Origin of the sequence: Streptomyces sp. NBC_01217, assembly GCF_035994185.1 — a bacterium.
Taxonomy (GTDB): Bacteria; Actinomycetota; Actinomycetes; order Streptomycetales; family Streptomycetaceae; genus Streptomyces.
Genome location: NZ_CP108538.1, coordinates 8,594,210 through 8,609,124 on the forward strand (window position 1 = coordinate 8,594,210; position 14,915 = coordinate 8,609,124).

Sequence of the window (14,915 nt, forward strand, 5' to 3'; positions counted from 1 at the left end):
GCAGTCGACCCGCAATTGAACGTACTTACGCCCTCAATTCCTGTCATATCGGGCACAAGGGAAAGCTGACGTCGCGGCACGGATTGGGATGACGGTCGGCCGTGCGGCATTCAGGTGCAGGCTGACGACATATCGACAGCCTTCGCATGCAGGTGAATTGGTGTGCTGTTCGCCTGGATGGGCGACTGCCTGATACCTGCTCACACGCGGGCGAAAGGTCGTTCATCGGTGCAGTGGGGAGGGGCATCGGCTGTCGGACGGACCTCCGCCGCACTTCGTCCGTACGAGTGGCGCGGCCGGTTCGTACGGGGGAACGGTGCCGTCACATGGCGGTCGCGTCCTGCGGGGACATCGTGTCCAGACAACAGCGGACGAAATCCTGAACGACGGGATCGGTGTCGTCGACGGGGGCCCAGACGACACCCACTCGGCTCGGAGTGACGCCGCTGACGGGGCGGTAGGTGATGCCCGGACGGGCATAGAAGCGGGAGGCGAATTCGGGGGCGAGAGCGATGCCGTAACCATTGGCGATCGCGCTGAGCCAGTCGTCGGGCCGGTCGGTGACGGCGCCGATGCGGACCGGCCGGCCCTCGCGTTCGTCGGTGGCCAGCCAGTACTCCCGTCACCAGCCCGATTCGGGCGGGGCCGCCACGAACGGCTCGTCCCGCAGGTCCCGGAAGGGGATCAGGTCGCGCGAGGCGAAGGGGTGCGCCGAGGGGAGCGCGACCCAGCGGGGCTCGGTGAACAGCACCGCCACCTGCAGGGTGTCCTGGGCGGGGAAGGGTAGCCGCAACAGCGCGACGTCGGCGTCTTTGTCGGCAAGTCCGGCGGTCGGGTTCGACCAGGCGGCCTGCCGCATGTCGGCCCGCCAGCCCGGCCGGCGGCGGGTGAACTCCGCGACGATCTGCTGGGTCGCCTCGTTGGCGGCGCTGGCCACGAAACCGACGCGCAGCACGTGGGCCGCCCGGCTGGCCGTGCTCTTCGTCTCCCGGAACATCTGGTCCCAGCCGGCCAGCAGGGCGGGCGCCCGCTCGGCCAGGACCCGGCCCGGTCCGGTCAGGGCCATGCCGTTGCGGGACCGAGTGAACAGTGGTGCTCCGAGCCGGTTCTCCAGCTGCTTGATCTGTTTGGTCAGCGCGGGCTGGGAGACGAACAGCTGTTCCGCGGCGCGGGTCAGGCTGCCCTCTTCCGCGACGGCGAGGAAGTAGCGCAGCAGCCGTGTGTCGACATCCATGCCGCCAGGTTATGGATGCAGGTATTGGACGGCGAGCTGATGCCCGGCGAGGCTTGTCGTGCCGAGCGCACGCAGGGTCTCTCGCTCGCTGTCGCTCGCTGCGAACCGGCTGGCGAGGTCGAAGAGGACGGAGAGGCCGGAAGGAGGGGCGCGTGTTCACCGCTTACGTGATCATCACCGTCCTCACGATCGTGGCCAACGCCGGGATCGCCGTGGCGGATCTGGCGAGGGCGGAGTTCGTGCTCGCCAACTCGGCCGAGGTGGGCCTCCTGCAGTCCTGGCTCCCGTGGCTGGCCGCGCTCAAGGCCGCCGGAGCCGCCGGGCTCCTGCTCGGGCTCCTGGGGGTCGAGGTCGTCGGAGTCGCCGCGGCGACGGGGCTCGTCCTGCTTCTTCGTCGGCGCCGTCGCCACGCACATCCGTACGCGCGTGTTCCACAACATCGCGTTTCCCGGCTGCTACCTGGGGCTGGCCGTCGCGTCCCTCGTCCTCGCCGTCGCGCGTTAGCGGGCGGGGTGTCGTACGGAGGCCCGGCCGCCACTTCCCGGGCCGGGCTGATCGCCGCCGCTGCGCATGCCGAACGGTGGGTCCAGGGCGGCAACGGGTCGGTGCGGGCCCGCGAAGAGAAACGGGGCGGAATTCGGTGAACCGGTCGCTGCTGTCCGTTGAGCGACCGCGAATTCCGCCCCGCGGCTGAGTACGGCTCCCCAGCCGTACTCCGATTTCCACCGGTGGCCATCCATGGCCGGTGGACCCGCATCGGACTGCCGGTCCGGTGCGGGAGACAAGTGCCCCCGAGGTGGTCGGTCCGGGGCGGGCCCGGAACCATCTGACGGTCCTGCTGCGAACGGGTCGGGCCTGCGCTCGGCGGCCCATGGGCCCGCGGTGTTCCGCCGGATCAGCGGCGCGCGTCGCGGTCGTGGAGCCAGTTGATCTGGTCGACGACCCACTGGCGACGGGCGTCGTCGTCGCTCACCCGGTAACGGCCGCGGTCGTCGTGGTCCCGGACCCAGTGGCCGTGTCCATCGTGGCGGTGTCCGGCGTGGTGGTGGGCCCGGTGACCACGACCGTCATGGCCGTGCTCGTCCCAGCGGCCGGACCAGCTCTGGTGATGGGCGTCGGCGGACAGAACGGAGTGGGAAACGGCGGCAGGCCGGTCTCCGGCCGTGGGGGTCGCTGCCGAGGTGGAACCGCCGGTGGCGAGGATTCCGGCCGCTGCGACTGCCACCGAGGTCACCGCGACGGCAGCCCGACGCGCAAACGTGTAAGCCATGATCTTTCCTCCTTGCTTGCCCCGTGGCCTGTATGAACGGAGTCACGGGCTGCCTTTGACCAGGCACTTGCGACACTACAGCGATGTAGTTGAACAGAAAACTATTTTCCGTGTGAGGAGGACCATGAAGCGGGTGGCGATTGCGTCGGAATATTTCCGTGGCTCACATGCCGCGGCCGCCGGACGGGCGTCATGCGCCCCCGGTCGTCTCAGGGGAATATGGAAGCAAGCACCGAGGCACGGGAATCCATCCCAGCGCTTGCAGTTGCGGGTCCTTGCGCTGGGCGCACATTGCGCTTCCGGGGGAAGGAGCACCTGGGATGAGTGGAGCGGGATCATTCGGTGCCGGAAGGGACTCGCCGGGCGCTCGGCTGGAGCGGCCGAGCGGGGTGCTGGATACGCTCGGTGTGGCTGTGGTGGCGCTGGATGCGGCCGGGCGGATCGTGTTGTGGGGTCCGCAGGCCGAGGAGCTGTTGGGCTATTCCGCGCAGGACGTGTTGGGCCGGCATGCGGCAGAGCTGCTGGTCGACGACCGTTACAGGGACCTGGCGGTCGGCCATTGGGAGCAGATGATGGAGACCGGCCGCGCCTGGGCCGGTGTCTTTCCCGCCCGGCACAAGGACGGCAGCTCGCGGTTGGTGGAATTCCGCAACTCCCTGTTGTCGGACGAGCAGGCAGGCATCTACGCCCTGGGTGTACTCACCGACGCGTCGAAAGTGCGTGAGGTGGGATGGGATGTGGCATTGGCCGTACAACTGATTGCCCAGTCGCCGATCGGGCTGGACGTCCTGGACACCGACCTGCGTTTCGTGGCTGTCAATCCAGCGATGGAACGGATGCACGGTGTGCCCGCCGAGGACCACATCGGCCGGGGTTTCCGCGAGGTCCTGCCCTCCGGCACCATTGACGCGTCCGAGGCGGCACTCAGGGAAGTGCTCGCGACCGGCCGCCCTCAGGTCGACAAGTACACCGTCAGCCGTACCCCGGCCGATCCTGACAACGATCACGCCTGGTCCGTGTCCGTCTACCGGCTGGAGGACCCCAATGGCCAGATCCTGGGTCTCGCCACATCGCTGGTCGATGTCACCGATCGGCACGTGGCGATCACGGCGGCGGCCCAGGCCCGGCAGCGCCTGGCCCTGATCGCCGAGGGCTCCGCCCGTATCGGCAGCACCCTGGACATCAAACAGACGGCCTGTGAGCTGGCTGATGTCGCGGTGCCCGAACTCGCCGACGTCGCGGTCGTGGACGTACTCGACTCCGCCCTGGACGAGCGTCGCCCCGCGACTCCTGACGGCGGCCCGGCGATCTTTCGTACCCTCGCCGTGAAGGCTGCCCACCTCACAGAGGCGGCCCGAGCCGTCGGAACGGTCGACGAACTGGTGCGGTACGACGCGGACCGGCTGGCCGCGCAATGCGTACAGACCGGTCAGCCGATCCTGGTGGCTCGCGTGCAGGAATGGGACCTGGCGCGCATCGCCCGTGACGCCGGAGCCGCCGCCTGCCTGGCCGGTGTCGGCATCCACTCGTATCTCGCGATACCGCTGGCCGCTCATGGTGAGGCGTTCGGAGTCCTGGGTCTGATGCGGGGCGGCAGTCAGCCGGCCTTCACCGCGGACGACGTCACGCTGGCCGGTGAGCTCGCCGGCCGGACCGCGGTCTCCCTCGACAACGCGCGCCTGTACCAGAGCGTCCGCAACACCGCGGTGACGCTCCAGCGAAGCCTGCTGCCGCGGCCGACGCCGCCCCCGGGTCTGGAGATCGCCACCCGCTATCAGCCTGCCGGAACTTCTACCGAGATCGGTGGTGACTGGTTCGACGTCATCCCTCTCGCGCGGGACAGGACCGCGTTCGTGGTGGGTGACGTGATGGGCAGCGGCATCGACGCGGCCGCCGCCATGGGCCGTCTGCGCACCGCCACCGCCACACTGGCCGGCCTGGACCTCCCACCCGCTCAGGTGCTGCAGCACCTCGACAGGATCACCGCCGATCTGGAGCCGTCCCTGGCCACCTGTATCTACGCCGAGTACGACCCGCACAGCAACTCGTGCCGCATTGCCGCGGCCGGACACCTGCCCCCTGCGCTGACTCCCTCCGGCAGGCCCTCCGAACTGCTCGACCTGCCCTCGGGCCCACCCCTCGGGGTCGGCGGCGTCCCCTTCGAAGCGACCACCGTGCCTCTGTGGCCGGGCGACCAGCTTGTCCTTTATACGGATGGCCTGGTCGAAACGCGCCGCGACGCCATCGACGCGCGCCTCGACCTCCTGCTCGGCGTGCTCGACGGCTCCGGCTGTTCCCTGGAGGAGACGTGCGACCGGCTTCTGGACACACTGCGTGATCCGGGCGACCACGATGACGTGGCCATCCTCATAGCCCGGCCCGAGTTCCGGCCCTGACCTGCTGCGGGAACGGGGCAGGTCCGACCGCTGGGAGTGTTGTGGGGGAGGCCACTCGGTCGAACCGGACAAACTGTGCCACCCTGTTTATTGTGCAATATTCAACTATTGCTCGGCGGCAAGGTCGGGCACCATCACTGGCGGGCCTGTGGCCGCTGCTGTCGCGACTTGTCGAGACGGCCCGCCGCGGCTGGGGCTGGAATGCCCTGGTGCACGGGGTCAAGAACCTGATCGCGGCGCTGCTCGCCTGGGAGATCACCACTCTCTGGATTCATGGAGAGCGCTCATACGTGGCCGTGGCCACCGCGCTGCTCATGGTCAATGCCTCGACGGTGTACCGCTCCGTGACGCAGGCCGTGAGGAGCATGGCCACCAGGGCGGCGGGCGTGTCGCTGGCCCTGGGGACCGTGTGGCTGCTGGGGTCCACTGCCGGGAGCATCGCGGGCATCGTGGGGATCGCCCTGGTCGCGGCCGGGCGTCGCGCCTCCGACAACCGGCTCCAGATCGCATCGACGGCTGTTCTCACGCTCACGGCCGCCGCTGCCGCTCCGGTCGGCAACATCGTCCTGACGGCGACGGCCGCGCTGAGCGGCGCGGTGGTGGGCGTCGCGGTGAACGCACTGATCCTGCCGCCGATCCATCTGGACGAATCCGATGATGCGATACGTGATCTCGCCCGCGTCATGGGGGAGTTGCTGCGTGACATGGGCCACGGGCTGCGGGAGCGCCGGCATGTCGCCCGCGCACACGACTGGGTGCAGGACGGCAGGAGCCTGGGCCGACGGGTCGCGAACGCGCGTGAGCGTGTGCAGGAGGGGCAGGAGAGTCTGCGCTGGAACACCTGCTGGGCGGTGCGTCCGCAGCGCCGACCGGTGACCTACGACGATGTGCTCGCCACCTTGCACGGTGTGTCGCTCCAGGTGCGAGGAATCGCGCGGACGCTGGCCGACAACGTGGACGACAGTCACACCGAGCATCATCTGGGACAGCAGTTCCTCGACCGGTACGCCGAGATGCTCAAGCTGGCGGGGCAGGCGGTCGAGGCGTTCGTCGAGGTCGAGAGCGCGGCCCGCCCGGAGGAGGCGCGTGCCCGTGAGGGGCTTCGGGAGGCGATCCTGCGTGCTCGGGCATGGCACGAGACCATGACCGACCTCATCGGCCGGGGCGCGCTGGTCAAGCCGGGCGCCTGGCATGTCTACGGATCGCTCATGACCGATGTGGAACGACTCCTGGCCGACCTGGACCACGCCGACAGGCTCTGAACTCCGGGCGGTCCCACCGGTGTTCCGTGCTCGGCTCGTCGAGGATCTCGCGCAGTGACTCCGGCTGGGAGCGCCGGAGCGCTGAGGCCGGGGTTGTCGGTGGTGCCGCAGGGCCGCCCCCGCAGTCGGCCCTGCCGCCGGGCGGCCCAGTGCATTGACAGGGCCATGACTATTGTCTAGTTTCCTCTGCGGCCGCGGTGTCACACAGACCCCCGCCCCCGGGAGGATGCACATGGCCGCATCGTTCGTCACACATCGCGCCCTCGACGGCGGGACGTATTACCTGGAGGGCGACCTCGACCTCCGGTCGCCGAGCACGTCGGCCGTCGAGGTGGTGGCCGGTGGCCGACTGGTCGAGTTCACCGCCGGGCCGGCCTCTTTGGGGGACGATGTCGCCGCTTCCCTGGGCATCGGGTCACCCGAATCCGAACTCACCTTCCAGAAGGGCACACTGCGCGTCTTCCGGTCGATCGAGCGCGAGCCGCGCTCGGGGCTCGTGGAGCGGCCGTCGCTCGTCGTGTGGCGCGGTGAGCGCCACGCACTCGTGACCCGGCTGTACGGCCTGAGCGTGGCCGAGGTGCTCGGGCTGCTCCGGTCGGTGCGCATCGCGGAGAGCGAGTCCGGGCTCACGCTCCAGCCCGATCCGTCGGCCGGAAGCGCCTTCGCGCGACCCGCGACGGTGATCAAGGAGGTGCCCGGCCTCGGGCTGCTGGAGCTGTCCCGGCGGACGAGGGAGCACACCGCCCAACTGCCGCCCTGGAAGGGCGTGGCGGTCGCGTCCGGTGAGCTGTTCCGCGACACGCTCTCCGACGGCAGCCCGTTCTTCGTGCTCTCCTCCACCGAGATCTGGGCCACGCTGGTGCCGCTGGCGTCGACCCCCGTCGAGCGGGTGCCCGAGCTCGTCGGGCGGCTCGCGCTGCGGCACACCGGGTGAGCCGGCGGTGATCGGCTTCTACGGCGGGCTGACCGCCTCGATCGTCCTACTGAGCCTGCTCGTCGGCGCGGGCTCTCACGCCGCCCGTCCGGCTGCCCTGGGTGAGGCGCTGCGGGTGCACGGCGTGCTGGGCCCGCGGTCGCGCCGGTACGCGGCCGTCGTCCTGCCTTTCGCGGAGGGCGCTTTGGGGGCAGCCGGCGCGGCCGCGCTGCTGACGGGTCACCAGCGGGGGCTGCAGGCCGTACTCGCCGCGTCGACCGCCCTCTTCGGGCTCTACGCCGGCTACTCGCGGCACGTCCTCGCCCTCGGCCGCGGGGGGCCATGCGGCTGTTCGCGCCAGGATGTGCCCCTGAGCCGCTGGGTGACCCGGCGGGCCACGGCCCTCGCCGGACTCGCGTCGGCCGGCGCGGTCATCGGGGGGGCCGGCCCCGTACGGCTCTCCGCAGCGGGGCTGATCACACTGATGCTCGCAGCGGCTGCCTGCACCGTGCTGCTGTGGTCCCTGCCTGCCGCCATGCACGAGCCGGCCGCAGCATCCTTCCACCTGCCGACCAGGGCCACTGTTCACCAGCCGGCCGACGCCACCGTGCACCGGACTGCCGAAGGAGTGTCGACGCGATGGACTTCACCACCAGTGCTGTGATCGCCTCGTGGGCGGCGATCGCGCTGCTCGCGCTGGTCGTCTCGGGATTGATCAGGCAGGTGCACCAGCTGTCACGTACGCAGCCGCACCGCCCCGGGCGGGTGGGAATCGCCCCCGGCGCACCGGCGCCCGGGCTCGATGAGGCCCGGCTCGATCCGGCCGGGCTCGACGGCCTCCTGACGCCGGGCCGCGCCGGGCTGCTGCTCTTCCTCGACGCCGACTGCCGCACCTGCGGCGAGGTCTTCGCCGAGGCCACTGCCTGGAAGGTCCGCCGGGGCGCCGCCGCCCCGCAGGTGCTCGGGCTCTACGCGGGCGCCGGGCCGCAGACCGATGAAGGCGCCGTCCCGGTCAGGGATCACCGCCCGGAGCTGTTCGCGGCCTACGACATCCCCGCCACTCCCTATGCGGTGGCCATCGATCAGGAGGGCCGGATCGCGCGTTCGGAGCCGCTCGGTTCATCCACCGCGCTGCTGCGGTTGCTCGACGACATCCAGCCCGCAACGGCGAGGAAACTGCCATGACTTCACTGGACGACGTGCCCACGCTGCGCCGCTCCGGGAGCGGCAGCCTTCGCTCCCGGACCGGGCGCGGGGCCCTGCCATCCTTCGCACCGTCCAGGCGCACAGTGCTGCAGGCGGCGACCGCCGTGGGCTTCGCCGCGCTCGGGGTGTTCTCCGCCGCCCGGCAGGCGTACGCCGACGGCTACGACATCTGGACCGGTGCGTGCCCGAGTTACGCCGAGGACCACAACTGCTCCCCGGGCTGCGGGCCCAGCACCATCTATGCCGACGCGTGCGTGACATCGGGGACGAACACCGGCTTCCACCGGTCGGACGGTGTCACCTGGACCCTGCGGCCCAACCAGTGCTACGCGGGCACCTACGACGGCTGGCTGTGGCGCTACAGCGCGGCCTGCGGCAGCTGCGGCTGCGGTATCGAGCGGCGCTGCCACGACGGGTACCGCAACACCGGCTCCGGCTGGGTGAAGTCCATCTGCCGCTGGACCACCGACTGCGACTGCCCCGGCTCCATCAGCTGGCCGACCATCAGCCGCGGCGCCACCGGGCCCGACGTCCACACCATCCAGCACCTGCTCACCCACCACGGTCAACCGACGGATGCCGACGGCATCTTCGGACCGGACACCGAGGCACAGGTCGAGGAGTTCCAGTCGGCGAACGGACTCAGCCCCACGGGCAGCGTCAGCCCGGCCACCTGGCCGGTACTGGTCGTCACCGTGCGCCAAGGAGACGTGAACGATGCCGTACGCGGCGCGCAGCGGCAGCTCAACAAGCACGGCTCCGCACTGACGGTCGACGGCAACTTCGGTTCGCTCACACGCCAGGCCGTCGTCTCGTTCCAGTCCCTGCACGGCCTGACCGCCGACGGCGTGGTCGGCCAGAACACCTGGCTCACGCTGACCGGGACGGTCTAGATGAGCGAGTCCGGCCGTCCCGCGGCCCGGCCGAGCGGCGGCTGTGCCGTACGGGTGCTGCTCACCGATCCCGCCCTGCCTGTGGCGGCCCTGGGGATCGCGGCGATCGCCGCCGCCCTCTACACCCCCATGCTGACCTGGGCGATCACCGGCGGTCTTGCCGGCTACTCGCTCTCCGGCTCCGTTTGAACGCGTAACAGCGCGTTCGCGCTGGCCTCGCCAGGTTGGCGGGCAACGTACAGACAGGCACTGGTCCTCGGAGTGTTCACCATCGGCCTGCTGGCCGGCGGGGTGCTGACGGCCGGGGTGCTGTGGCTCCTGTCCGGTCTCTTCACACCGCTCCCGGCCGGCGTGCGGCAAGGGCTGATCGTGGCCGTCGCACTGCTAGCCGCGCTGCGTGACGCGGGCAAGCTGCCACTACGGCTGCCGCAGAACGCCCGGCAGATACCGCAGGACGTTCTGCGCCGCCATCTGGCGCGCGGCGCCCTGCAGTTCGGCTTCGAGCTCGGCACGGGTGTGCGTACCTATGTCTCGGCGAGTGCGCCGTACGCGATGGCGGTCGCGGTGCTGCTGTCCGGTGGCTCCTACGCGCCCGCCCTGGCCGCCGGACTCGGCTTCGGAGCGGGCCGGGCACTCACTCCGGCTCTGCGCAGGCTCTCCGGAAACGGGGAGCGCTGGGACGACCTGCTCGCGCGGCGGCTGAGCGGCATGACCGTCCTGTGCTCCGCGCTGATCGCCGCCGTCGCCCACGGGGTCCTCCGGTAGCGTCGTCGCCCGATGCCGTGACAGGGCGCGGAGGTCGTACGAACCCGCCCCGTCGTCGTGGTGGTCGTTCGAGGCCCCGCGCCGGCCGCAGTGCTGGTGACGCAACGACGGTTGCCCGCAGGCCGGTTGTGCCGGAGGTCTGGTCCTGTGGCAGGCGGTGACGGTGTGGACACGCAACGGCCAGGGAGGCCAAACTCGCCTCAGCCCGCTAGCGGGAATCCGGAAGGACTCATGACGGAGGCGCGATGTTGAGGCGTACGATCCAGCTCGTTCTGAGTATTGTCATGATCATGACTGCAACTGTGGGTGGCATGCTGGCCACGGCCGCCCCGGCCCAGGCCGACGAGTGCTACACCTGGGGCCGCACCCTGTCCGAGGGCATGTCGGGCTCCGACGTGACTCAACTGCAGATCCGGGTGGCCGGGCATGTGGACTACGGCGAGATCCTCTCCGTCGACGGCAACTTCGGCCCACGGACCAAGGCCGCGGTCACCAAGTTCCAGCAGGCGTACGGGCTGGCGGCGGACGGCGTCGCGGGTTCCCAGACGTTCAGCAAGATCTACGCGCTGCAGGACCCGGACTGCACCCCCATCCACTTCACCTACGCCGAACTGAACAAGTGCAACTCCGACTGGTCCGGTGGTGCGGTCAGTGCCGCGACGGCCAAGTCCAACGGCCTGCGCACGATGTGGAAGCTGGAGGCCCTGCGGCACGCCATGGGCGACGTGCCGATCACCGTGTCCAGCGGATTCCGCTCGAATTCCTGCAACAGCGCGGTGGGCGGCGCCTCGAACAGCCGGCACCTGTACGGTGACGCCGCCGATCTGGTCGGCAGCCCGTCGTTCTGCCAGCTCGCCCAGCGGGCCCGTTACCACGGCTTCGGCGGCATCTTCGGCCCAGGCTACCCGGACCACAACGACCACACCCACGTGGACGGACGCACCAGCCGCTCCTGGTCCGCGCCCAACTGCGGCGTCTGACCGGCGAGTCCCCACGCGCACAGCAGTCCGCTTCCCCCGGGCCGGCCTCCGGCCCGGGGGAAGCGGACCCGCACCGCCCTCCCTCGCTCTCCCCCCGCATTCGAGTAGGAGTGCCCTGATGTCGTCCCGCATCCCCTGGCGCGCCCGCGCCGGAACGGCCCTGCTGGCGGTGCTCGCCGGTATCGGCGCGTTCGCCGTCCCCGGCCCCGCCGCGGCCGCCGCCCCGCCCGAGAAGAGCCGACAGACCGTCACCTACCACGGCTACCGCATCGAGGTGCCCGCCGACTGGCAGGTGGTCGATCTGACCGAGAACCCGCGCGCCTGCCTCCGGTTCGACAGACCCGCCGTCTACCTGGGCGAGCCCGCCGACCAGAACGACTGCCCCGCCGGAGTCGTCGGCCGTACGGCGGGCATCGTCGTGGAGCCCATCACCGCCCGCTCCGCCGGCCAGGCGACGGCGGCGACCGCGCGGACACAGCGCGGCAAGGCCACCGCCCCGTCCCCCGTGTCCAGCAACGACACCATCCAGATCGCGGTCGAGGACGTCGGTGTCCTCGTGACCGCCGCCCACACCCCGGAGACCGAGAGCCTGGTGCGCGGCGTTCTCGCCTCGGCCGAGCTCACCAAGGGCGCCGAGCGCACCGAGCTGCCCCGCGCGGCCGGGCAGTCCGACGCCACCCTCCTGGCCGCGGCCGGGCCACAACCGGGCAGCTATCTGGGCAAGGGCTTCGACGCCTGCACCGCGCCCTCGCAAGCCGCCATGAACGCCTGGCAGGCGAGCTCGCCGTACAGCGCGGTCGGCGTCTACATCAGCGGCTCCTTCCGCGGCTGCGCCCAGCCGAATCTGACGGCGAGCTGGGTGACCAGCCAGACCAACAACGGATGGCGTCTGTTCCCCATCGACGTCGGCCGCCAGGCGCCGTGCACCAGCTACTCGCTGAAGATGTCCACCGATCCGGCCACGGCCAGGTCCCAGGGCGTCACCGCGGCGGCCGACGCCATCACCGCCGCGTCGAACCTCGGTATCCCGGCGGGCAGCGCCATCTACAGCGACATCGAGGCATACACCTCCACGGCCTCCTGCAAGGCGGCCGTGCTGTCGTACCTCTCCGGCTGGACCGAGCGGCTGCACAGCAGCGGCTATCTGTCGGGTTTCTACTCCAGCGCCGCCTCCGGCATCAAGGACGCCGCCGCCGAATACAACAACAGCGCCTACACGCGGGTCGACCACCTCTTCTACGCGTGGTGGAACGGCGCCGCCGACACCAACACCGGTTCCTACGTGCCGTCCACCTACTGGTCCAGCCACCAGCGGATCCACCAGTACGCGGGCGAGGTCACCGAGTCCTACGGCGGCTACTCGATCAACATCGACCGCGACTACCTGGACGTGGGCAACGGCACCACCCCGCCCACGCCCACCTGCACCGGGGCGAACCTCGACTTCACCGCGTACACCACCGTCCAGAGCGGCTCGACCGGAGACCAGGTCAAGGCCGCCCAGTGCCTGCTCAAGGCCGCCGGCTTCGACCCGGGTACGCCGGACGGGGTCTTCGGCCCCGGCACCGCCACCGCCGCCAGGAACTTCCAGACCAGCAAGGGACTCACTGCGGACGGTGTGGTCGGCCCGAAGACCTGGACCGCCCTGCTGTCCCGCGGAACCACCCCCACCGTCCAGAACGGCTCGACGGGAGAAGCCGTCACCCGGCTGCAACGCGCCCTGACCGCCGCGCTCGGCCGGACGGTGGCCATCGACGGCGTCTTCGGCTCGGGCACCGCCCAGGCCGTACGCGACTACCAGTCCTCGCGCGGACTGGGCGCCGACGGCGTCGTCGGCCCCGCCACCTGGGGCGCCCTCCAGTCGGGAAAGTGAGCAGGAAGGTGAGCCGAGAAGTGAACAGGAAAGTGGGGCAGGAATCGTGAGACGACTCGTACGCATCATCACGCTGTTCACCGCGGTGGCGGGCCTGCTCTTCGGACTGGGCGTCCCCGCGCAGGCCTTCCCGCAGGCCGCGTTCCCGCTGACGAGCAACGGCAGCCGGGGCTCCGACGTCGTCGCGCTGCAGCACCTGCTCGCCGCGCACGGCCGCTCCGTTTCGGTGGACGGCGTCTTCGGCTCGGGCACGCACAGCGCGGTGGTGGGCTTCCAGCAGTCCAAGGGCCTGGCCGCGGACGGCATCGTCGGGCCCGCCACCTGGGGCGCGCTCGCAATCACCGTACGACAGGGCGACAACGGGCCGGCGGTGACGGCCGTCCAGTCGCTGCTCAACGCCAAGCGGGGCGCCGGCCTCTCCGTCGACGGGGCCTTCGGACCCGCCACCGACTCCGCCGTCCGCACCTTCCAGTCCCATGCGGGAATCGGCGCGGACGGCGTCGTCGGGCCGGCCACCTGGCGGAACCTGCTGTGGCACTACGAGAACATCGACTTCGGCGCCGGCACGATGTGCGCACAGAGCCCCGACGGCAACGCGGGCGCCCACTGGGCGACAGCCGGCGCCGTCGGTCAGCTGGAGGCCGCCGCCGCCACCTTCGCCACCACCGGGAACGGCAGACTGCCGGTCGGCGACGCGGGCTTCGAGCACGGCGGTGACATACCCGGCCACGCCAGCCACGAGGTCGGGATGGACATCGACGTGTGGCCGGCCCGCACCGACTCGGCGCAGTGCACCGCGGGGCGGATCACCTGGCAGTCGAGCACCTACGACCGCGCGGCCACCCGCAGGCTCGTGCAGGAGATCCGGGCGAAGGCACCCGGCCATGTCGAGCTGATCTTCTTCAACGATCCGCAGCTGATCTCGGAAGGGCTGACCACGAGTTACCCGAACCACGACAACCACCTGCACATCCGCTACAGGTAGCGGAACGGCCGCGGGCCCGGGGCTTCGCCCACGGACCCGCGGCCGTTCGCAGCGCTCAGCGGATCAGCAGTGTGGTGCCCGCCACGGCGGGCACCAGTTCCCCGATGACCGGATGTCCGGGTATCTCCCCGGCGACCAGCAGCCCGCCGGAGGTCTGCGCGTCGGCAAGCAGGTGCAACTGGTTCTCGCTCGCCCGACCCGCGTCCAGGTGCGGACGCACCCAGTCGAGATTGCGCCGGGTGCCGCCGCTGAGGTACCCGGCCCGCAGGGACTCCCGGGCGCCGTCGAGAACGGGAACGGCGGCGGCGTCCACCACGGCCGTGACGCCGCTGGCCCGGGCCAGCTTGTGCAGATGGCCGAGCAGCCCGAATCCGGTCACATCGGTGGCACACACGGCGCCGGCCTCCAGGGCAGCGGCGCCGGCCTTGTCGTTGAGCGCCGCCATGCTTGCGACGGCGTGGGCAAAGACCTCGCCCGTCCGCTTGTGGCGGTTGTTGAGTATTCCGACGCCCAGCGGTTTGGTCAGGGTCAGCGGCACACCCGGCCTGCCTGCGTCGTTGCGCAGCAGCCGGTCCGGATCCACCAGGCCGGTCACAGCCATTCCGTAGAGCGGTTCCGGGCTGTCGATGCTGTGGCCGCCGCCGACGAGGCAGCCGGCGCTGCGGGCGATGTCGAGCGCCCCCGCCAGGACCTCCCGGGCCAGCTCCGCGGGCAGTACGTCACGGGGCCAGCCCAGCAGGTTGAGCCCGACGACGGGGCGGCCGCCCATCGCGTAGACGTCGGACAGGGCGTTGGCCGCGGCGATCCGGCCCCAGTCGCGGGCGTCGTCGACAACAGGCGTGAAGAAGTCCGCCGTTGACACCAGGGCGGTGCCGTCACCGGTGCGCACCACCGCGGCGTCGTCGCCGTCGTCGAGTCCGACCAGCAGCCGGTCCTCGTCGCCGCCCGGCGCCTGTCCGGAGTTCCGGGACGGCAGCAGCCCCGCGACCATCGCCTCCAGCTCCCCCGGAGGGATCTTGCAGGCGCAGCCGCCGCCGTGTGCGTACTGCGTCAGCCGTACGGGCGCGGCGGGTTTGGCAGCGGGGCCAACAGACGTCATACGACGATCATTTCACCTCTTGCCCCCGCAGGGTGCGGG

13 protein-coding genes and 2 pseudogenes are annotated in these 14,915 nt (G+C 70.8%); 12 read left to right on the forward strand and 3 right to left on the reverse strand.

What is annotated here, in order from left to right; genetic code table 11:
- Window positions 1-322 precede the first annotated feature (322 nt).
- Window positions 323-1,234 (reverse strand): annotated as a pseudogene (locus OG507_RS38285) (LysR family transcriptional regulator).
- 152 nt (window positions 1,235-1,386) lie between these two features.
- On the opposite strand from OG507_RS38285, the pseudogene OG507_RS38290 reads away from it, so the two are divergent.
- Window positions 1,387-1,738 (forward strand): annotated as a pseudogene (locus OG507_RS38290) (DoxX family protein).
- Window positions 1,739-2,129: 391 nt separating this feature from the next.
- On the opposite strand, the gene OG507_RS38295 reads toward OG507_RS38290, so the two are convergent.
- Complete coding sequence (locus tag OG507_RS38295; RefSeq protein WP_327371700.1) at window positions 2,130-2,504, reverse strand: hypothetical protein; 375 nt, start codon at window positions 2,502-2,504, stop codon at window positions 2,130-2,132.
- 320 nt (window positions 2,505-2,824) lie between these two features.
- Between OG507_RS38295 and OG507_RS38300 the strand changes: the two genes are divergently transcribed.
- The 11 genes from OG507_RS38300 (at window position 2,825) to OG507_RS38350 (ending at window position 13,777) form a co-directional block, all read left to right on the forward strand.
- Window positions 2,825-4,900 carry a SpoIIE family protein phosphatase gene (locus OG507_RS38300; protein WP_327371701.1) on the forward strand — a complete coding sequence of 692 codons (2,076 nt, stop codon included), beginning with the start codon at window positions 2,825-2,827 and terminating at the stop codon, window positions 4,898-4,900.
- Window positions 4,901-5,109: 209 nt separating this feature from the next.
- Window positions 5,110-6,162: an FUSC family protein gene (locus tag OG507_RS38305; protein WP_327371702.1), complete on the forward strand. Its 1,053-nt coding sequence runs from the start codon at window positions 5,110-5,112 to the stop codon at window positions 6,160-6,162.
- 232 nt (window positions 6,163-6,394) lie between these two features.
- Window positions 6,395-7,096, forward strand: a complete 702-nt coding sequence (locus OG507_RS38310) for a hypothetical protein (RefSeq protein WP_327371703.1) — start codon at window positions 6,395-6,397, stop codon at window positions 7,094-7,096.
- Window positions 7,097-7,103: 7 nt separating this feature from the next.
- Window positions 7,104-7,739 carry a MauE/DoxX family redox-associated membrane protein gene (locus OG507_RS38315; RefSeq protein ID WP_327371704.1) on the forward strand — a complete coding sequence of 212 codons (636 nt, stop codon included), beginning with the start codon at window positions 7,104-7,106 and terminating at the stop codon, window positions 7,737-7,739.
- Complete coding sequence (locus OG507_RS38320) at window positions 7,715-8,260, forward strand: hypothetical protein (protein WP_327371705.1); 546 nt, start codon at window positions 7,715-7,717, stop codon at window positions 8,258-8,260. The genes OG507_RS38315 and OG507_RS38320 overlap by 25 nt, the downstream gene beginning before the upstream one ends.
- Window positions 8,257-9,174: a peptidoglycan-binding domain-containing protein gene (locus OG507_RS38325; protein ID WP_327371706.1), complete on the forward strand. Its 918-nt coding sequence runs from the start codon at window positions 8,257-8,259 to the stop codon at window positions 9,172-9,174. The genes OG507_RS38320 and OG507_RS38325 overlap by 4 nt, the downstream gene beginning before the upstream one ends.
- Window positions 9,175-9,363: a hypothetical protein gene (locus OG507_RS38330; RefSeq protein WP_327371707.1), complete on the forward strand. Its 189-nt coding sequence runs from the start codon at window positions 9,175-9,177 to the stop codon at window positions 9,361-9,363.
- Between the two features lie 72 nt (window positions 9,364-9,435).
- Window positions 9,436-9,939, forward strand: a complete 504-nt coding sequence (locus tag OG507_RS38335; protein WP_327371708.1) for a hypothetical protein — start codon at window positions 9,436-9,438, stop codon at window positions 9,937-9,939.
- 245 nt (window positions 9,940-10,184) lie between these two features.
- Window positions 10,185-10,919, forward strand: coding sequence for a D-Ala-D-Ala carboxypeptidase family metallohydrolase (locus tag OG507_RS38340; protein WP_327371709.1), 735 nt, complete (start codon window positions 10,185-10,187; stop codon window positions 10,917-10,919).
- Between the two features lie 118 nt (window positions 10,920-11,037).
- Complete coding sequence (locus OG507_RS38345) at window positions 11,038-12,792, forward strand: glycoside hydrolase domain-containing protein (RefSeq protein WP_327371710.1); 1,755 nt, start codon at window positions 11,038-11,040, stop codon at window positions 12,790-12,792.
- A 46-nt stretch (window positions 12,793-12,838) separates the two neighbouring features.
- The gene (locus tag OG507_RS38350; protein ID WP_327371711.1) at window positions 12,839-13,777 is read left to right on the forward strand and encodes a penicillin-insensitive murein endopeptidase; all 939 of its coding nucleotides are present in this window, start codon (window positions 12,839-12,841) and stop codon (window positions 13,775-13,777) included.
- A gap of 55 nt (window positions 13,778-13,832) precedes the next feature.
- Here OG507_RS38350 and selD read toward each other — a convergent pair whose 3' ends face one another.
- Window positions 13,833-14,876, reverse strand: a complete 1,044-nt coding sequence (gene selD / locus OG507_RS38355; protein ID WP_327371712.1) for a selenide, water dikinase SelD — start codon at window positions 14,874-14,876, stop codon at window positions 13,833-13,835.
- Window positions 14,877-14,915: the final 39 nt, after the last annotated feature.